Annotated in this window: 15 protein-coding genes; 10 read left to right on the forward strand and 5 right to left on the reverse strand. The window is 68.7% G+C overall.

The window, feature by feature from the left end; translation table 11 throughout:
- Positions 1-219 precede the first annotated feature (219 nt).
- Positions 220-1,314 carry an alpha/beta hydrolase gene (locus tag ACLQ3C_RS16290; protein ID WP_425706160.1) on the reverse strand — a complete coding sequence of 365 codons (1,095 nt, stop codon included), beginning with the start codon at positions 1,312-1,314 and terminating at the stop codon, positions 220-222.
- Between the two features lie 164 nt (positions 1,315-1,478).
- Between ACLQ3C_RS16290 and ACLQ3C_RS16295 the strand changes: the two genes are divergently transcribed.
- Entirely contained in the window at positions 1,479-2,354 is an 876-nt protein-coding gene (locus ACLQ3C_RS16295) for a ribokinase (protein ID WP_425706124.1), read from the forward strand.
- A 24-nt stretch (positions 2,355-2,378) separates the two neighbouring features.
- On the opposite strand, the gene ACLQ3C_RS16300 is transcribed toward ACLQ3C_RS16295, so the two are convergent.
- Positions 2,379-3,473 carry an NAD(P)/FAD-dependent oxidoreductase gene (locus ACLQ3C_RS16300; RefSeq protein WP_425706125.1) on the reverse strand — a complete coding sequence of 365 codons (1,095 nt, stop codon included), beginning with the start codon at positions 3,471-3,473 and terminating at the stop codon, positions 2,379-2,381.
- A gap of 110 nt (positions 3,474-3,583) precedes the next feature.
- Between ACLQ3C_RS16300 and ACLQ3C_RS16305 the strand changes: the two genes are divergently transcribed.
- On the forward strand, positions 3,584-4,153 hold the full coding sequence (locus tag ACLQ3C_RS16305; protein WP_425706126.1) for a type 1 glutamine amidotransferase domain-containing protein: 570 nt from the start codon (positions 3,584-3,586) through the stop codon (positions 4,151-4,153).
- A gap of 168 nt (positions 4,154-4,321) precedes the next feature.
- A complete protein-coding gene (locus ACLQ3C_RS16310; RefSeq protein WP_425706127.1) occupies positions 4,322-8,044 on the forward strand; it encodes a DUF3376 domain-containing protein in 3,723 nt (1,240 codons plus the stop codon).
- On the opposite strand, the gene ACLQ3C_RS16315 is transcribed toward ACLQ3C_RS16310, so the two are convergent.
- The gene (locus tag ACLQ3C_RS16315; RefSeq protein ID WP_425706128.1) at positions 7,970-8,455 is read right to left on the reverse strand and encodes a PPOX class F420-dependent oxidoreductase; all 486 of its coding nucleotides are present in this window, start codon (positions 8,453-8,455) and stop codon (positions 7,970-7,972) included. The genes ACLQ3C_RS16310 and ACLQ3C_RS16315 overlap by 75 nt on opposite strands.
- Before the next feature lie 137 nt (positions 8,456-8,592).
- Between ACLQ3C_RS16315 and ACLQ3C_RS16320 the strand changes: the two genes are divergently transcribed.
- Entirely contained in the window at positions 8,593-10,620 is a 2,028-nt protein-coding gene (locus tag ACLQ3C_RS16320; RefSeq protein WP_425706129.1) for an OPT family oligopeptide transporter, read from the forward strand.
- 8 nt (positions 10,621-10,628) lie between these two features.
- On the opposite strand, the gene ACLQ3C_RS16325 is transcribed toward ACLQ3C_RS16320, so the two are convergent.
- Positions 10,629-11,243, reverse strand: a complete 615-nt coding sequence (locus tag ACLQ3C_RS16325) for a TetR/AcrR family transcriptional regulator (RefSeq protein WP_425706130.1) — start codon at positions 11,241-11,243, stop codon at positions 10,629-10,631.
- Positions 11,244-11,282: 39 nt separating this feature from the next.
- Here ACLQ3C_RS16325 and ACLQ3C_RS16330 point away from each other — a divergent pair, with 39 nt between their 5' ends.
- Positions 11,283-12,467: a phosphotransferase family protein gene (locus tag ACLQ3C_RS16330; RefSeq protein WP_425706131.1), complete on the forward strand. Its 1,185-nt coding sequence runs from the start codon at positions 11,283-11,285 to the stop codon at positions 12,465-12,467.
- Positions 12,467-13,585 (forward strand): hypothetical protein, encoded by a 1,119-nt coding sequence (locus ACLQ3C_RS16335; protein WP_425706132.1) that lies wholly within the window; start codon positions 12,467-12,469, stop codon positions 13,583-13,585. The genes ACLQ3C_RS16330 and ACLQ3C_RS16335 overlap by 1 nt, the downstream gene beginning before the upstream one ends.
- A 13-nt stretch (positions 13,586-13,598) precedes the next feature.
- Here the strand turns inward: ACLQ3C_RS16335 and ACLQ3C_RS16340 are convergent, their stop codons facing one another.
- Positions 13,599-14,018, reverse strand: a complete 420-nt coding sequence (locus ACLQ3C_RS16340) for a hypothetical protein (protein ID WP_425706133.1) — start codon at positions 14,016-14,018, stop codon at positions 13,599-13,601.
- A gap of 58 nt (positions 14,019-14,076) precedes the next feature.
- On the opposite strand from ACLQ3C_RS16340, the gene ACLQ3C_RS16345 reads away from it, so the two are divergent.
- The 4 genes from ACLQ3C_RS16345 to ACLQ3C_RS16360 all read left to right on the forward strand — a co-directional run bounded on the left by ACLQ3C_RS16345 (position 14,077) and on the right by ACLQ3C_RS16360 (position 18,129).
- Positions 14,077-15,243, forward strand: a complete 1,167-nt coding sequence (locus tag ACLQ3C_RS16345) for a sensor histidine kinase (RefSeq protein ID WP_425706134.1) — start codon at positions 14,077-14,079, stop codon at positions 15,241-15,243.
- Positions 15,240-15,881 (forward strand): response regulator, encoded by a 642-nt coding sequence (locus tag ACLQ3C_RS16350; protein ID WP_425706135.1) that lies wholly within the window; start codon positions 15,240-15,242, stop codon positions 15,879-15,881. Before ACLQ3C_RS16345 ends, ACLQ3C_RS16350 begins: the two co-directional genes overlap by 4 nt.
- A gap of 116 nt (positions 15,882-15,997) precedes the next feature.
- Positions 15,998-16,753 carry an ABC transporter ATP-binding protein gene (locus ACLQ3C_RS16355; protein ID WP_425706136.1) on the forward strand — a complete coding sequence of 252 codons (756 nt, stop codon included), beginning with the start codon at positions 15,998-16,000 and terminating at the stop codon, positions 16,751-16,753.
- The gene (locus ACLQ3C_RS16360) at positions 16,750-18,129 is read left to right on the forward strand and encodes an ABC transporter permease (protein WP_425706137.1); all 1,380 of its coding nucleotides are present in this window, start codon (positions 16,750-16,752) and stop codon (positions 18,127-18,129) included. Before ACLQ3C_RS16355 ends, ACLQ3C_RS16360 begins: the two co-directional genes overlap by 4 nt.
- The last annotated feature ends 5 nt before the right edge of the window (positions 18,130-18,134 follow it).

Genomic DNA, 18,134 nt, shown 5'->3' on the forward strand with positions numbered 1-18,134 from the left:
CGACGAATGACGGCGAGCCCATGGACATCAACGTCGTCGCCGACGCGCCCACCGAAGCCGCCTTGATACACCCGGCATTCGACGCCTGCCGCGCAGCGTTGCGCCATGCCGGTGTGAACGTGACCGTTCAGCCGCACGCCATTGGTGCACCAGTGGGTGGAGTCCTTCGTGCGCGGTTGACGCCCCGGTTGACGTCCGACGCCGTGGGCGTCCGGCCGATCAGCCGTCGAGGGAGTCGAGGAACTCGTCGACCCGCGGCCACGTCTCGTGCGCCGCGACGTCGCCGGCGATCAGACCGAGGTGACTGGTCTCGACGGTGGTGAAGTGCACGTGCGGCGAGTCGGCGAACAGCTCGACCCCGTGCCGCGCGGCCTGCCAACTCGTGATCGCGTCGCGGTGACTGCCGAAGAGCTGGATCGGCACGCCGATCGCGGTCAGATCGACGCTGCGTCCGTCGAAGTCCACCACGCCCGTGGCGAGCTCGCCGCGGTAGACGAAGTTCTCCCACATCTGCCGCGACACCTCGCCGGCGTAGCCCGGCATGCTGTTCTGGAATCGGTCGATGACCTGCATTCGCGCGAGCGCCTCGGTGTCGTGCGCGTTGCGCATGATGTAGCCCGGCTTCTTCAGTTCACGCTGCCACGCGGTGCCCCGGTACGCGATGCGGACCAGCGGCGCGGGGATACCGCCGAGGGCACGGATCGCGGCGGTGACCGGTGTGCCGCCCAGTGGCTTCATCACCTTCTTGACCAGCGGATACAGCGGGAGGGCGTCGTAGTCGAGGGGTGTGCCGATCGCGGTGATCGACCGGATCGGCAGGTCGGGATGGGCGGCAGCGGTCAACAGGGCGATGGTTCCGCCGAGACTCCACGCGACCACGTCGACCGGTGCGTCGCCGACCCCTTCCGTGCTCTCGCCATGGTGGGCGTCGCCGTAGAAATCCCCGACGACCCGGCCTATCGCCTGCGGGACGATGTCGTCGAAGTAGTCGCCGAAACCCATGTCCTTGTCGGCGCGGGTGACCTCACCGAAGTCCACCACATACGGCACCCGGCCGGACGCGAGGAGGCCGGCGACCACCGACTGGCCGGGACCGAGGTCGTAGCAGCGCGCCGACACCGCCAGCGGCGGAACCAGGAGCACCGGCGGCCGGCCGGCGGCGCGCGCCGTCGCGAGGTCCTCATCGGTCCCGTAGCGGCGCAATTCGCGGTGCGGGCCGGAGTGGATCACAGTGTGCGGCGTCTGGGCATCCGGGCTCACCTGATGCCCGCGTGCCAGGCGCAGCACCAGCCGGGCGCCGTCGACCCGTGACACCGATTCCGTTCGTGGCCGGACAGAAGTGTTCGACATGAGCCGCAAATCTACGCGAGGCCGCCGCGGCGAATATAACTGGCAGCTATGGCGACGGCCGAGACGATAATCGTCTCGGCCGTCGCCATAGCCGCATTCCATATTCGGTTGCGGGCATAATCACCCCGGTGACCTCATCGCATCGTGCGGAACGGGTTGCCGTCGTCGGCACCCTCAACCTCGATCAGGTGGTGCGTGTCGATCGCCTCCCGGCAGATGGTGAGACCGTGCTGGGCGTGGGCCAGTCCGAGCGGTCGGGCGGCAAGGGCGCCAATCAGGCCGCGGCGGCCGCGGCGGTAGCACCCACCGCGCTGATCGGGGCGGTCGGCGAGGATTCGGCCGGCACCGCGATGCTCGATGATCAGCGCGCCGCGGGAGTGAACGTCGAAGGCGTCCGCCAGGTTCCGGGGCTCAGCGGCCGCGCGGTCATCGAGGTCGACGCCGAGGGCACCAACCGCATCGTCGTGCTGTCCGGTGCGAATGCGGAGCTGACCGCCGAGCACGTGATCTCGTCTCTCGATGCGCTCTGTCCTGCTGTGGTGGTGACCCAACTGGAGTCGCCGATCGCGGTGACCCGGGCGACCGCGCAGTGGTGCCGTGCGCACGACACACGCCTGGTACTCAACCCCAGTCCGATTGCACCGCTGGATGACTCGATCCTCGCGGTCGCCGACCCGCTGGTGGTCAACGAGGTCGAGGCCGCGTACTACGGCGGCGGGTCCGACGATCCCGCCGCCGGAACACCTGACTCCTCGGCGGCGGACCTCGGCACCCGATGCCGGTCCGTCGTCGTGACCCTGGGCGGTGCCGGCGTTCTCGTCTCGGATGACGCGAGCGTGACGCGAATCGACGTCCGGCGCGTCCACGCCACCGACACCACCGGTGCCGGAGATGTCTTCGCCGGCACCTTGGCGGCCCACCTCGCCACCGGCGTCGACCTGCGTGCCGCGGCCCAGTACGCAGCCACCGCCGCAACCGATTTCGTCACCACACATCGTGGATAGTTTCGAGACGTTACGCCGCAGTCGTCAGCCGTCGCGACCCAGGCGGTCGGCGGGCCGGAACGGTTCCGGAACAGCCCCGGCCGCAACGCAATCCGCGAGGGTCTCGCCCAGTACCGGCGCATGCTTGAACAGGTTGTGGCCGGCCAGCAGGTAGGAGTTCCCGGACTGCCAGATCGCGACCCCATCCTCGCCCCAGGGCAATTGGGTGACCCAGCAGTGGACGATCCCGATCGGGTCCTGCGCGAGACCCGGCAGTGCCCGGGACACATAGGCGTCGGCATTGGTGGCAGAGGCGGCCAGCGCATCGACGTCGTCGATCGCACCGTCGTCGTGCGCGCTCACCGAATCCGACAGACCCAGCCCGAATGCGGACCGATCCGGATAGGCAGCCGCGTAAACGCCTGCGGTGCCGAAGAATCCGCTGCTGTCCTGCAGGGTGGGCAGCCGCTCGGGAGCCTCGCGCAGTGCGTACGACACACGCACGTGCGCTCCGAGTTCTACTGGAATGGCCACCGACAGCGCGCGGGCGAGGGCGGCGGTTCCGCGTCCGGCGCACACCACCAGCGCTCCGTGCGTGGATACCGTTGTCGGCGTGCGTACCTCGACGCCACCAGCGTGATCGCGCACCGTGATGACCTGTTCGTCGACCAACCGGTCCCCGACCACGCCGGCGAGTTGTTCGATCGCCGTGCGGGTGGCGATCGATCCGCCGCTTGGATCGAAGACCGCCCCACCGTCGTAGGGCGCGAGAATCGGTAGCAGCGAACGCAATTCGTCACCGTCGACGAGCCGTGCCCCGATCTCGGGGTGATCTTCCAGGTGGGCGAGGCGCCGGACCGCGCTCGGTCCGAGCGCCAGCCCACCGTCCTCGCTGACCAGGCGCACACCCCACGCGTCCTCCCACTCCCGCCATTGCCGGCGTGCCCGCACGGCCAGGCCCACCAGGCGCGGATCGTCGTGTGCGTGCCGGAAGATCCGCGACTGCCCGGCGGACTGCCCCAGGCCGGGCCGCCCCGACTCGTACACGGTGACCGATGCGCCACGGGCCAGCAGTGCGTGCGCGGCGGACAGTCCGACGATGCCCGCACCGATGATCGCCACATCCGAGATGTTGGTCATGGTCCCAACCGTACAAGCGGGGCCGGCTACGGCCGGCCGGTTTGCCGACGTGGCCGGCGGGGTACCCGACGGTCCGGGGGGCGAGCACCGACCTGAAAGGAATATCAACCATGGCTGACGAACTCAACGGAATCACCGTCGCTTTTCTCGTTGCGCCCGAGGGAATCGAGCAGGTGGAGCTCACCGAACCGTGGCGCGCCGTCGAGGAGGTGGGCGGCACCCCGCGGCTCGTGTCCACGCAGAGCGGCAAGGTGCAGGCCTACAATCATCTCGACAAAGCCGACACCTTCGACGTCGACGCCACCACCGACACCGTGACTCCCGATGACTTCGATGCGCTGGTGTTGCCCGGCGGGGTGGCCAACCCGGACTATCTGCGGACCGTCGAATCCGCGGTCGACTTCGCCAAGGGCTTCTTCGACGCGGGCAAGCCGGTGGCCGTGATCTGTCACGGGCCGTGGACTCTCGTCGAGGCCGACGTCGTCCGCGGGCGCACGATCACGTCGTGGCCGAGCCTGAAGACCGACCTCACCAACGCCGGGGCCAAGTGGGTCGATCAGGAGGTCATCGTGTGCCGCGGGGGCCCCAACGTCCTCGTCAGCAGCCGCAAGCCCGACGATCTGGCGGCGTTCAACTCCGCGCTCGTCACCGAGTTCGGTCGCACGACCGCCAACGCCTGACACTCCCCATCCCGACGCCTGGCCCCGGATTCCGGGGCCAGGCGTTCGCTTGTATATCGATTCGCAGACGTCCGGGCGCCATCGGGTGACCGATACGTCCGAACTGCGCTTCAATGAGCACGCAGCGTCGTCGCATGTGGCGACGACCACGGCCGGAAGACGGCGACGATGGCCCCCGATGTCAGCGGCAACCAAGCACCCAAACGCACGCTGCGCGTCGCCCTGGCGATGCGCGGCGGGGTCAGCATGGCTGTATGGATCGGCGGGGTGATCGCGGAGCTCGACCTGCTGCGCCGTGCAGCAGATCTCGGCGCCACCGACCCCGGCAACGCCGACCCCGGCGACAGCGATTCTCGACGGGCCGCGATCTACCGGGAGCTGCTCGCCGGGACCGAGTACAGCGACGTCGAGTTCGACATCCTGGCCGGCGCGAGCGCGGGCGGACTCAACGCGGTTCTGTTCGCTCTGGCGCAGAGCTACGGCGTGGTCACCGACTCGATCGTGCGCACCACCTGGGAGCGCGACGGCGGTCTCTGGGATCTGCTGCGCACCCCCGATCCCGACCACGAATCCGATGACCATCAGCGGTCCGGGTTCAGCGCTGTCGACTCCGTGCTCTCCGGGGACGGACGGTTCCTCACATTGGCCCGCAACGCCGTCGACGAGATCGCCGCGAGCGACCGGACCTCCCCGGGCAGCCCGCCCCAGTCGTTGAGCGTCGAGCTGGCGGCCACGCTCCTGCCCGATCCGGACAAGCAGGTCACCACCGCACAGGGCGGCTTCTCCTTCAGCCGTCGTCCGGGTGGTCTGCGGTCGGCCTACACCACCATCCCCGGGCGCGGCGACCACGACGGCCCCGGAAGGACCGCCCGCGCCCGGATGGCGCTCGCGATCCGGTCGACGTCCTCGTTTCCCGGTGCCTTCGAGCCGTCGACGGTGTACTCGTGCGCCGACCCAGCATCACCGTCAACGGACACGCATCCCGACATGCACCGGGTGTTCCCATTCGCGCGCGGCACCGAAACCACCTGCGGTGACCCGTTTCTCGTCATCGACGGCGGGGTCTTCGACAACATCCCCATCGACCGCGCGATCCGCGCCATCCAGCGCGCCCCCGCCTCCCAACCGACCGAACGCGTCTTGGTCTACCTCGACCCGCAACCACCGGCACAACCGGACCCCATTCCCCGGCAACCGAGCGACGAGCGCGCCAAAGCGCGGAAACTGACCAAGCAGACCGCGCAGCTCACGCGGTGGACCAACGTCATCCGGACCGGCATGGCGATGAAGCGCCGCGAGGAATCCGCCGAGGACGAGATCGCCATCATCCGCGCGCACAACGAGAGCGTCCTCGAACTCCGCGGGCGCGCCGACGCGCTGGCCGCATGGTTGAGCAGTGCCGCCGCCCTCCCCTGCGTCGGCATCGACCGGTACATCCAGTGCCGAACCGGCAGCGACGCAGAGCATTTCGGCCAGGTCCTGACCGCCCCGCACACCATGCTCTTCAATCCGCCGTTCGGCGCGCAGCCACACACACCGGTCGAGCCGCTCGTCAGTATCGGCATCAAGGCCGCCATCGATCAGGCGTACCGGGCTATCACCCCCCGGCCACCCGGGTCGGCGCCGGTCGCCGACGGGTCGCCGGAGATGCTCGCGCAGGCAGCCATGACGTGTGGCGATGCGACCGCCGCACTCGACGCGACGCAGTTCCTCATCTCGTGGACCCGAACCCTCGAAGCCGCGGGCGTCACCACCCTCGGCGAGGTCAAGCGCTGCCTATATCGCTGCGGCGCAGTACTTCTGCAGGCCCGGCACCTGACCGTCGACACCGGACTCGCCGCGGCCGCCGGGCGGCCCGAGGATTCGGCCGCCGGGCGGCCCGAGGACTGGGCCACCGCTCTCGTCGACGGCACTGCCGCGCAGTGGCAGTTGCGGATCACCGATTGCGTGAATCAGTCGCTGGCAGTGGGTAATTCGCTCGACGACGCACAATTCTACGAGACTCTCTCACCGGGCCGGGCAACCGCGTCCGCGGTCGGTGAGACAGCCGGCGACGGGGTCGGAGCAGAAACCGGGGACCGCACCATCGGACTGTTGCCCGCGATCTGGACCCATCTCGACGAGCACCTCACATGCCTCGTCGCCGCCCGGCAGACACCGGGCTCCTGCCCCGAGGGGGATCAGCAGGCCTGGAACCAGTCACTCTACTTCGGTCTGCACCAGCATCTTTCGCAGTCCGCCTCTCATTCTGCCTACGACATCGTGCGCCTTGTCACGGCCTCCGGCGTTCCCGGTAGCCAGTCGAACATCCGCTTCTACCAGATCACCGGCGACGAATCGCCCGCCATCGGCGACGGCTACACCGCCGAACTCCGCGACACGGCCATCGCCACACAGCTGCAGGACTGGCTCACGCACGACACAGCCATCGACCTGATCGACCCGGACCAGTTGTCGGCGTGGATGTCTCGTGTCGAGCGGCTCGGCCGTGCCGAGGACAAGCTCTGCGGAACACCGCTGGCGCGTTTCGGCGGCTTCCTGGACTGGCGTTGGCGGGCCAGCGACTGGCGCTGGGGGCGGATGGATGCCGCGTCGGGAATCGTGAAGTTGCTCAGCGATCGGGAATCCCGAGCCGATGCCGCCGACGTACCCGCCGAGCAGATCGCGGAGAAGATCCGCGGACTTCAACAGCTCATCGCCGACGAGGACGCCGACGCACACGCCGTCCCCGTTCACGGCCTCGGCGCGCTCACCGCACTCGGCCCGTCGTACCGGGTGGGCTTGGTGTCGCGGACGTCGAGCCTGGTCGTACGGGCGTTGCAGCCGGCGTCGATTCATCCGAGCCCGGTCAAGAAGTCGGCGCTCATCGTCGGCGTTGCGCTCTTGCGGGTCATCCCGGTCCTGCTCGGCCTGATCGCCGACCCGGTGCGGCTGCTGACCGCATTGGCCGCGACGTTGCTGGCATCGCTTGTGCTACCCGGAGATTCGGGTACCGGCCCGGTTCCTTGGTATACGTTTGCCGGAATCACGATGGCGCTCGGCGTGGTGTTGCTCATCCGTGCCTGGGCCGCCCGGTCGAAGTGGCGGGCCTTCAAACGCCGGTTCTGCGATGCGGTGGCGGCGGCGCAGCAGGAGACGGGGCCCCGGCCGGCGCAACTGCCCGACTGGAGTGCCCACGTCGACGCCGCCGGGGACCGCTCGTCTCGACGCTGCCGCGCGGCGGCCGGTTTCGGCGGCGTCTGCGTGGCCGCCGGCGCGATCGCGACCATCCTGACGCATGCGCGGCTGCTCACGAGATTCCAGATCGAGCCGATGCTCATCTGTTTCGCACTGGTCGTCGGTGTCGCACTCACGCTCGCACTCGCGTGCACCAAAGTCGTTCCCACACGGCGGGACACCGGGCACGGCCATTCCGTGTGGGCTCGGATAGCGCCGCATGCGACCGCAGCCACGGCCGTCGCCATCGCGTTCGTCGCCGCAATCATCGTCCTGGCGTTCTGGGACGATCCGACGCCATCGACCGGACTCACCTACACCGGTGCGGTCGCGGCCGTCCTCACCGCCGTCCTCGTCGTCTGCTCACTGGGCGGATGGTCGTCGGCCGTCCAGATCGGGATCCATGCGCCGGCCGCAGCCGTCGTCGCCGGGGCACTCTCGGCCGTCGTCGACAATTACGTCGGCGGCGATTGGGCGCAGGCCCTGACGGTCCTCGTCCCGGTCGCCGTGTGGTGGCTCTATCTCGCGGTGTTCCTCGGCAATGTCACCCCACGGTCGTCCAAGGCGATGGGATTGCTGCCGCCGGAGGCGACACGAGGATCAGTTGTCCCGCGCGTCGAGAGTCGCGGCGACATCGGCCGGGAAGCCACCGGTGGCGACCGGGCCCCACGCTGAGGGCGTGATGCGGATCAGCGACTTGTTCTGCAGCGCCATAGCCTCGCGGTATTCCTGCCAATCGGGGTGCTCACCGGAGATCGCCCGGAAGTAGTCGACCAGGCCGTCTTCGGCGTCGGGCATGTCGAAGACCTCGGCGGTCCCGTCGACCTGCACCCACGGTCCATTCCACTCGTCGGACACCACGCAGACACCGACCTGCGGTCGGCGCTTGGCGTTGATGGTCTTCGCACGCCCGGGATAGGTGGCGATCACGATGCGCCCGGCCTCGTCGACGCCGCCGGTGACCGGCGAGAGCTGCGGAGCACCCGAGGATTTCGTGGTCAGCAGCAGCATCCGGTGCCGGGGGCGGAGGAATTCGATCAGCTGGGCCTTCTCGACGTCGGTGGCCGTGGCGATGGTTCTGGGCATGTCCCCACCGTAGGAGACCGCACCGCGACCGTCGCGCCTCCCGGCGCTCCGACGCGCCGCCACAATCACGCAGGCCCACCGAAGAGCCGCAGTAACGCTTTATGGTGTGGAGACCATCGACCAAAGGAGAGACCGACATGTCCGATTCTCCTACTGTGACGCCGTTACCGCCGTCCCCCGGCCTGCGCGAATTGACGGTGCGCGGCATCATTCTCGGCGGCGCGATCACCTTGGTGTTCACCGCGGCGAATGTATATCTGGGCCTCAAGGTGGGTTTGACGTTCGCGACTGCGATCCCGGCCGCGGTCATCTCGATGGCGATCCTGCGGTTCTTCGCCAACCATTCGATCATCGAGAACAACATCGTGCAGACCATCGCCTCGGCGGCGGGCACACTCTCGGCGATCATCTTCGTGCTCCCGGGCCTGGTGATGATCGGCTGGTGGAGCGGCTTCCCGTACTGGATCACCGTCGGGGTGTGTGCGGTCGGCGGCATCCTCGGCGTGATGTATTCCATCCCGTTGCGCCGCGCCCTGGTCACCGGATCGGATCTGCCTTACCCGGAAGGTGTTGCGGCAGCGGAGGTCCTGAAGGTCGGCGAGACCTCGGAAGGCGCGGAGGGCAACCGCGCGGGCCTGCTCGCGATCATCATCGGTTCGGTCGGTGCCGCGCTCTTCGCACTGCTGACCAAGATGCGCATCTTCACCGACGCGGTCACGGCGGTGTACCGGATCGGCAGTGGCGGCAGTTTGTTCGGTGCGAGCCTGTCGCTGGCCCTCATCGGCGTCGGGCACCTCGTCGGACTCACCGTCGGCATCGCGATGCTCGTGGGACTCGTCATCTCCTACCTGGTCCTCATGCCGATCTATTCGTGGGGCGATTTCACCGCATCCACCGGGGCGATCGGTGATGTGATCGACACCGTCTTCTCCTCGGACGTCCGGCTCATCGGCGCGGGCACCATCGCGATCGCCGCCGTGTGGACCCTCGTCAAGATCCTGCGGCCGGTCATCACCGGAATCTCCGGCGCACTCACCTCGGCGCGCTCGCGACGGGCGGGCGTCACCGTCGACATCACCGAACGCGATATCCCGATCGCCTACGTGGGCGCCGCTGTCATCGCGCTGCTCATCCCGATCGGATTGCTGCTCTGGGACTTCGTCGAGACGGCCGCGTCCGGGTCCTCTGCGACGCCGCTCGCCGGCTCGGCGGGCGGCATCATCACCGTGACGATCGTCTTCGTCGTCGTCATCGGATTGGTGATCGCCGCCGTCTGCGGCTACATGGCCGGGCTGATCGGATCGTCGAACAGCCCCATCTCTGGTGTCGGTGTGCTGGCCGTGATCATCGCCGCGGTGGTCATCAAGGTCGTCTACGGCACGGCCACCGGCGATCAGACCGACGCGCTGATCGCCTACACCCTTTTCGCAACGGCGATCGTCTTCGGCGTCGCCACCATCTCCAACGACAACCTCCAAGACCTCAAGACCGGTCAACTGGTCGGCGCCACCCCGTGGAAGCAGCAGGTCGCGCTCATCATCGGCGTGCTGTTCGGGTCGGCGATCATCCCGCCGATCCTCGGTCTGATGAACTCCTCCTTCGGTTTTGCCGGCACCCCCGGCGCGGGGAGCGACGCGCTGTCGGCGCCGCAGGCCCAACTGCTCTCCACCCTGGCCAAAGGTGTGCTGGGCGGGTCCCTGGATTGGGGGCTGCTCGGCATCGGCGCACTGATCGGCGTCGGCGTCATCGTCGTCGACGAGGTACTCGGCAAGACCACCGGCCGGTTGCGGTTGCCGCCGCTGGCCGTCGGGATGGGGATGTATCTGCCGATGTCGCTGACCCTGATCATCCCGTTCGGTGCGATCGCCGGGGTGATCTACAACAAGTGGGCGGTCCGCTCGGGCGGCAACGTCGAGCAGAAGAAGCGGATCGGGGTCCTCATGGCCACCGGCCTCATCGTCGGGGAGAGCCTGTTCGGCGTTGTCTTCGCCGCCGTCGTGGCTGCCACCGGCAACGACAGCGCGCTCGCCGTCGTCGGCGACGGCTTCGCCGACTACGCCCAGTGGCTGGGCATCGTGTTCTTCGTCCTGATAGTCGTCGGGTTGTACAAGTGGGCCCAGCGCATCGCTTCTCCCACTCCCACTGCCCCCACGCCCAAACGCTGACCCGGCCGTCAGGCCCGGCGCACGTCACCGACGACGGCAGCCTCGAGCAGCGCGAGGATGCGCGCGCCCCAACCGTCGTCGAGCCGGCCGTAGGTGAGCGTGTGCAAAATCGCTGCACCGCCCAGCATTTCGATCAGGATGGCCGGGTCGACGCCATCTCGGATCTCGCCGCGGGTCCGGGCCGCTTCGAGGCGCTGCGCCACGCCGCCGAAGACGTTCGCGAAGCCGTCGAGCACCCGCTGGTGCACGACCGGGTCGGCGGCCATGTCGGCGATCAGGCCCGGTAGCGCGGCCCGGGTGACCGGACTGCCGAAGACCTCGCACACCTCGTCGACCATCTGGGCGAGGTCCGCCGCGAGCGGTCCGGTCTGCGGCACCAGGGTGGTGAAGCGGCCGAAGGTGGCGTCGTGGATCAGATGGGGTTTGGATTCCCAGCGCCGATAGATCGCCGTCTTGGTGGTGCCGGCCCGCTGCGCCACCGATGCGACCGTCACTCCGGCATATCCGGCCTCCACCAACAATGCGCGGACCGCACCGATCACTGCGGTGTCGATGCCGCCGTCGCGCGGCCGTCCCACGGTTTTTCGGATTCTGCTGCGGGCGGGCAGATCGTCTGCTGTCATAACGCTACTGAGCGTAGCGTAATAACGGAGAGGCCGCCCATGGTCGAGACTGCACCCACCGACGATCGCCCCACCGGTCCCACCACCCCGGTGGTCGAGGCCCACGTCGATCCACTACAGCGATCGGCGCGCGACACATCCACGGTCCCAACGGTTCTCGCGGACTGGATCACGGCACACGAGGACAATTCCCGCGGCCGCCCCGGATTGCGGATCGACGCCGGTATCGACGCCAACGGGATGTCGTCGGAAACGATCATGGTCGACGCGAACTGGGCCGACGGCCGAGCGCCGGCCGACGAGCGGTGGGCCATGCGCATGGCCCCCCGGCCCGAGGACATCCCCGTCTTCGACACCTACCGCCTCGACCATCAATACAAGACGATGCGCACCGCGGCGCAGGCCACCGGGCTACCGATCCCGCGGGTGCGGTGGCTCGAACCGACCGGCAGCGTCCTCGGATCCCCGTTCTTCCTCATGGATCGCGTCGAGGGTCTCGTCCCACCCGACGTCATGCCCTACACCTTCGGCGACAACTGGCTCTTCGACGCGAGTCCCGAACAGCAACGCGCCCTGCAGGATTCCAGCATCGAACTCGTCGCACGTCTGCACGCGATCCCCGACGCCCCGGGCACGTTCGGATACCTCCGGGAGGGCCGGCCGGCCGGCGACTCCGATCTACGCAGTCAGCTCGCGTGGCTGTCGCAGTGGTACCGGTCGTCGGCGGCCGCGATCGGCTCCTCGCCGCTGGTCGATCATGCGCTGCGCTGGCTGGACGAGAATTTTCCGACCGAGGCGGCGGCCGGCGAGTCGGTGCTGACCTGGGGTGACGCCCGGATCGGCAACGTGATCTATCAAGATTTCATGCCCGCGGCGATCCTCGACTGGGAGATGGCGACCATCGGCCCGCGAGAACTCGACGTCTCGTGGATGATCTTCGCGCATCAGGTCTTTCAGGAGCTGTGCGGATTGGCCGGACTGCCGGGGATGCCCGAGTTCCTGCGCGAGGACGACGTGCGCGCCACCTATCGCGAACTGACCGGCGTCGAACTCGGTGACCTGCGCTGGTTCTCGGTGTTCGCGGGCGTCGTCTGGTGCTGCGTCTTCATGCGCGCCGGCGCCCGTCGCGTGCACTTCGGCGAGATCCCCCGGCCCGCCGACGTCGACGCCGAGCTGTTCTATCACCGCACACTCCTCGAACGACTCCTCACGGAAGGACCGTAATGCTCGGCCCCACAGACGAATTCCCGGTCCACCAGACCGCCGCGCCCATCGCGTGGCCGGGCACCTCCGACCGCAACTTCTACGACCGATCGTATTTCAACGCCCACGACCGCACCGGCGAGATCTTCGTCATCACCGGCATCGGCTACTACCCCAACCTCGGGGTCAAGGATGCGTTCGTCCTCGTCAACCGCGGCGGCACCACACACACCGCGGTCCATCTGTCGGATGCCATCGACAACGATCGGCTCCACCAGCATGTCGGTGGCTACCGGGTCGAGGTGAGCGAACCACTGCGCTCACTCCGGATCACATTGGACGAGATCGACGGTGTCGCCGCCGACCTGAGTTTCACCGGACTGTTCGACGCGCTGCAGGAGATGCCGCATGTGATGCGCACCGGGCAGCGGATCACATTGGACGCCCAGCGTTTTGCGCAGCTCGGCAGTTGGCAGGGACATCTGGTGATCGACGGCGAGGAGATCGCCGTCGATCCCGCAACCTGGATCGGGTCGCGGGACCGCTCGTGGGGTATCCGACCGGTCGGCGAGCCGGAACCCGCGGGGCGGCCGGCCGATCCGCCATTCGAGGGAATGTGGTGGACCTACATCCCGATGGCGTTCGACGATTTCCAACTCGTGCTCATCGTGCAGGAGGCCCCGGACGGGTTCCGCTCCCTCAACGATTGCAGCCGCGTCTGGAAGGACGGTCGCGTGGAGCAGCTGGGCTGGCCACGCATCGCGGTGGACTACCGGTCGGGCACCCGGATTCCCACCGGCGCGTCCATCGACATGACCGACGCCACCGGCGGCCCACTACATCTCGACGTCAGCTCGCTGCTGGCCGCACCGATCCACGTGGGCGGTGGCTATGGCGGCGATCCCGACTGGACGCACGGACTGTGGAAGGGCGCGGACTTCACCGAGCGACGCACCTACGATCTCGCCGATCCCGCTGTCGCCGGCCGTATCCCGTTCGGGGTGATCGATCACGTCGGCCGGGCGGTTCTGCGAGAAGCCGACGGCACCACCCGCGAGGGATGGGGACTGTTCGAACACGGTGCGCTCGGCCGCCACGATCCGTCCGGCTTCGCCGACTGGCTCTCGGTCGCGCCGTAGTCGCGGATATCGCTCAGGTGAATGCGCCCACCGCGAAACCGACGAGAAGCACTGCGGTTCCGCCGATCTCGCCCACGATGAGAGCGATCATCGAGGTGCGTAGCCCGGACGTCGGATGGGCGAACTGGTTGGTGGTGTCGCGGCGGAATCCGTGTTCGATGTAGGTGAGGATGGCTCCGACGAAGAACACGATCGGGACTCCGGCGGCCACGAGGTTCAGCCACGCCGGCCACGCACTGAACTGCACGAGCGCCGCCAGCAGAGCCGTCGCGAACGAGTACATCAGGGCGGCGCGGTGGGCGATGTCGACGTACGGATGCGCGAGATGATCCGGTGCGGTCATCATCTGGCGGTACTTCCACACCCCCAGTACGAGTGCGAGCAGAAAGATCAGTCCCGCGACGAACAGGACGACCGCGGCGTCGAGATTCATCGCGTCACCGATCGGGCGGTTCGTTCGTGAACACCTGGCAGCATGCGATCATCGTCGCATGCGCGATCGGCTCCGCACCGGCACCCTGACGCGGCGGGGACTTCTCGTCGACGTCGGCGCCGCGGTCGTCTTCGGCGCCGTCGCCATCCCGGTCCACCTCGTCCAGTCCGGCGCGGCGACCGCCGCCGCGGTCCTGGTGACCCTCGCACTCGCCCTGCGGCGGGTGGCACCCAGCGCGATGATCGCGCTCACGCTGGCCTCGGCCGTCGTGCAGGTCGCCGCCGACCAGGTCGCGGTGCTGGCCGCACTGGCATACTTTCCGCTGTTCGCCACCGTCGGCGGGCATCCCGATCGGCGCGTGCGGTTCGGCTCCCTGGCGGTGGCCGTCGTCGGGAGTGTGCTCGCCGGCTGGGAGTTCCCACGCGCATATGCCGACGCGGCCGGAAAGCCGATCGCCATTGCCGTCTTCGGATTCGCCGGCGCCGCGGTCGTGGTCATCGGCGGCTGGGCCTTCGGCTTCATCCGCCACCAGCGGCGCATCGTCGCTCAGGTGGCGGTGGCCGAGACCGTCGCCGAGCTCGAACGGCGACGCCTGCTCGACCTGTACGACGAACAGACCGAACGCACCCGGCTCGCGCGCGACATGCACGACGTGGTGGCGCACTCGCTGACCGTGGTCGTCGCGCAGGCCGAGGGCGCCCGGCTGCGTATGGACGCCGACCCGGCGGCCGCACGGGATGCGTTGGGTGTCATCGCCGGCACCGCACGTGAGGCGCTCGGCGACGTCCGCACCCTTCTCGAGCAGTTGCGCAGCGAGGACGCGTCGTCGGTGTCGCGGTCGGATCGGGCCGGCATCTTCGAGCGGATGCGCGGCGCCGGGATGACCATCGACAGCCGCGAGACCGGCAGTGCGGCTGACGCCGATCCCCTGATCGCGCGTGTCGCCGACCAGGTGCTGGGCGAGGCGTTGACCAACGCCCTCAAGTACGGTGATCTCGCCCGTCCCGTCGTCGTCCGGCTGGACTGGACCACGGGATGCCGGATCTCCGTGTGGAATGCCTTGTCGGACAACCCGTTGGCTCCTGGCGGTGCCGGACACGGACTGGCCGGCCTCGCCGAACGTGCCGCGCAGGTCGGCGGACGGCTCCGCAGCACCGGCGACAGCGACGGCGGCTGGCTGGTCGAATTGGACGTTCCCGCAGCCCAGGAGGTGCGCACCCGATGATCCGCATCGCGCTCGTCGACGATCAGCCGTTGTTCCGTGGTGGTATCGCGATGATCGTCGAGAGCCAGTCCGACATGATCGTGGTGGCCCAGGAATCCTCGGCGATCGGACTGGCCGGAGTCGCGGCCACCACCCGGCCCGACATCGTCCTGATGGACGTGCGGATGCCGGGCATCGACGGCATCACGGCCACCGGTGACCTGCTCGCCGAACTCGGTGACGCGGCACCGAAGGTGTTGGTGTTGACCACCTTCGACACCGACGAGGCGGCCGCGTCGGCGATCGCCGCCGGTGCGAGCGGCTTCGTCCTCAAGGATGCGCAGCCAGAGTTCCTGCTCGCCGCGATCCGCGCGGTGTGCGACGGCAGCCAGGTGGTCGCCGCGTCGGCGACCCGGCGGCTCTTCGAGACACATCGGCCCCGGGCCGGCGAACCCGGGCCCGAATATCAACAGCTGACCCCACGTGAACGCGAGATCCTCCTGCGCGCCGCACGCGGACTGTCGAATGCCGAGATCGCCGCCGCCGAGGTGCTGTCGGAGGCCACCGTCAAGACCCACATCTCCCGGATTCTCACCAAACTGGCGCTGCGCGACCGGGTTCAGCTGGTCGTCTACGCCTACGACCACGGACTGGTCTGACCGAATCCGGCCCGGCCCGGTACATCCACGGATGTAGTGGCCTGCACCTCGGGACGGACCGAAGTCGGTCACCGCGACCGACGACCGGCGCCGTCGCCGCCCGTAGCGTCGCAACCATGACGCCCCCTCCCGCACCTGCCGTCGTCCTGCATGACGTGTCACTGACCTACGGCGCCGACGCCGCCCGCGTACACGCCCTGCGCAACGTGACCCTGAACCTGTACCGCGGCGAGTTCACCGCGATCATGGGTCCGTCCGGGTCCGGCAAGTCGACCCTGATGAACGCCATCGCCGGACTCGACGAGATCAGCTCGGGTCAGATCTGGCTGGGCGGTACCCCGCTCGCCGGCCTCGACGACACCGCGCGCACATTGCTGCGCCGCAACAACATCGGGTTCGTCTTCCAGTCGTTCAACCTGATCCCCACGTTGACCGCCGACGAGAACATCCGGCTGCCGTTCGTGCTCGCCGGCATCCGCCCCGATGACCGACAGCAGGCCTGGATCGCCCACCTCATCACCACGCTCGGGCTCGGTGACCGGCTCGGCCATCTGCCCGCGGAACTGTCCGGCGGACAGCAGCAGCGCGTCGCGATCGCGCGTGCACTCGCCCCGCATCCGACGATCATCCTCGCCGACGAACCTACCGGGGCCCTCGACACCCGTACCGGGCGAGAGGTGTTGGCGCTGTTGACCGCGGCAGCCCGCGAGTACGGGCAGGGCATCGCGATGGTCACCCATGATCCGGTCGCCGCGTCGCACGCCGACCGGATCGTCCTGCTCGCCGACGGCCGGATCGTCGGCGAATATCGGGGTCTGGATCCGCGCGAGATCTCCCGGCTCCTCATCGACCTGCAGGAGACGCCGGCATGAGGGCCACCGCCACGCGGCTGACCATCGGCTCACTGCGCGAATTGGCCACCGTCGGGGTGGTTTCGGCGCTCTCGGCCGCGTACGGCGCCGCCCTGATGACCGCATCGGACATGCTGTCGGTGTACGCCGTCCACAAGGGCGGGTCGCCGGGAAGGCTGCTCGACGTCGTCGCCGACGTCTTCATCCTTATCGCCCTGTTCGTGTCGGGGATCGTCATCAGCAATGGCGTCGGCACCGTCATCGCCGGACGCCGCAACCGGCTACGGTTGTTGCGGCTCGTCGGCGCGACCTCGGCACAACTGCGCGCGAGCATCACCCGCGCCGTCGTGCTCGTCGCGGCCCTCGGTGCCGTCGGCGGTGCGGTGCTCGGCACGATCGGCGGCGACATCACCCGAATCATTCTGGTACACAACGGCACGCTGGCGCACGGCGGCTACCGGATGTTGCCACCCGGAGTCCTCGTGGCGGTTGCCGCCGTGGTGGTGACCGGCGCCATCGCCGCCCGCGCCGGAACCCGCGCCACGCTCGCCGGGTTCGCCGCGGCGCCGGTGCTCGGTCGGGTCGGCGCCGGGCGACGTGTCTTCGCGGTCGTGGCAGCTCTCGCCGGCGGCGCACTGCTCGCCCTGGCTGCTGTCTTGGGCGAACATGGGAACCTGATCGGCTTCGTCGTCGCATTTCTCGGCGCCGCAACGGTTTCCGTGGGCGCACTGGTCGGCGCCCAACTGATCGTGCCGACCCTGGTGCGGCTGGGCGGGCGCCTGCTCGGCGGCAGCGCGGCGTCGGCGGTCGCACGCAAGAACGCGGTCGGCGATCCACACCGCACCACCCGCTCGGTGCTGGGCCTGCTGATCGGCGTCACCCTCGTCACCACCATCGCATCCGGCATGACCTCGGTGTCACGATCGGTCGACGAGTGGGACCTGACCCCCGCAAACGCCGCTGCCACCCGAGAAACCCTGGCCGTGATGACCGCGATTCTCCTTGCCGTGGTCGCGATCTCGGTGGTCGTCTCCGCCGTCGGCTTCGTCTCGACGATGTCGCTCACCGTGATCGGCCGGACCGCGGAGATCGGCATGCTGCGCACCATGGGATTCACTGCGCGGCAGGTACGTTCGATGATCTTCCGCGAATCACTGGCCATGTCGGGTACCGCGGTCGCCACCGGCCTGCTCCTCGGGATACTGTTCGGGACCCTCGGCAGCCAGTCCCTGGTCGGGGCGTTGACGTCGGGCGTGCCGATCGGACTGCCCTGGCCAGCCCTGGTAGCGATCGTCGTCGGGACCGTCGGCCTCGCGCTCGTCGCCGCCCTGCCGCCGAGCCGTCGGGCGGTGGCGGTCAGCCCGGTCGAGGCGCTCCGGATCGGCGCACAGCGGTAGACATC

It is taken from the genome of Gordonia sp. DT30 (genome assembly GCF_049844915.1).
GTDB lineage: Bacteria > Actinomycetota > Actinomycetes > Mycobacteriales > Mycobacteriaceae > Gordonia.

Excerpts from the sequence above, each read along its gene's own strand:
- ACLQ3C_RS16330 (WP_425706131.1), top strand. The coding sequence starts at position 11,283 with ATGGTCGAGACTGCACCCACCGACGATCGCCCCACCGGTCCCACCACC.
- ACLQ3C_RS16340 (WP_425706133.1), bottom strand. The coding sequence starts at position 14,018 with ATGAATCTCGACGCCGCGGTCGTCCTGTTCGTCGCGGGACTGATCTTT.
- ACLQ3C_RS16315 (WP_425706128.1), bottom strand. The coding sequence starts at position 8,455 with ATGCCCAGAACCATCGCCACGGCCACCGACGTCGAGAAGGCCCAGCTG.
- ACLQ3C_RS16355 (WP_425706136.1), top strand. The coding sequence starts at position 15,998 with ATGACGCCCCCTCCCGCACCTGCCGTCGTCCTGCATGACGTGTCACTG.
- ACLQ3C_RS16310 (WP_425706127.1), top strand. The coding sequence starts at position 4,322 with ATGGCCCCCGATGTCAGCGGCAACCAAGCACCCAAACGCACGCTGCGC.
- ACLQ3C_RS16320 (WP_425706129.1), top strand. The coding sequence starts at position 8,593 with ATGTCCGATTCTCCTACTGTGACGCCGTTACCGCCGTCCCCCGGCCTG.
- ACLQ3C_RS16350 (WP_425706135.1), top strand. The coding sequence starts at position 15,240 with ATGATCCGCATCGCGCTCGTCGACGATCAGCCGTTGTTCCGTGGTGGT.
- ACLQ3C_RS16345 (WP_425706134.1), top strand. The coding sequence starts at position 14,077 with ATGCGCGATCGGCTCCGCACCGGCACCCTGACGCGGCGGGGACTTCTC.
- ACLQ3C_RS16325 (WP_425706130.1), bottom strand. The coding sequence starts at position 11,243 with ATGACAGCAGACGATCTGCCCGCCCGCAGCAGAATCCGAAAAACCGTG.
- ACLQ3C_RS16305 (WP_425706126.1), top strand. The coding sequence starts at position 3,584 with ATGGCTGACGAACTCAACGGAATCACCGTCGCTTTTCTCGTTGCGCCC.
- ACLQ3C_RS16360 (WP_425706137.1), top strand. The coding sequence starts at position 16,750 with ATGAGGGCCACCGCCACGCGGCTGACCATCGGCTCACTGCGCGAATTG.
- ACLQ3C_RS16300 (WP_425706125.1), bottom strand. The coding sequence starts at position 3,473 with ATGACCAACATCTCGGATGTGGCGATCATCGGTGCGGGCATCGTCGGA.
- ACLQ3C_RS16335 (WP_425706132.1), top strand. The coding sequence starts at position 12,467 with ATGCTCGGCCCCACAGACGAATTCCCGGTCCACCAGACCGCCGCGCCC.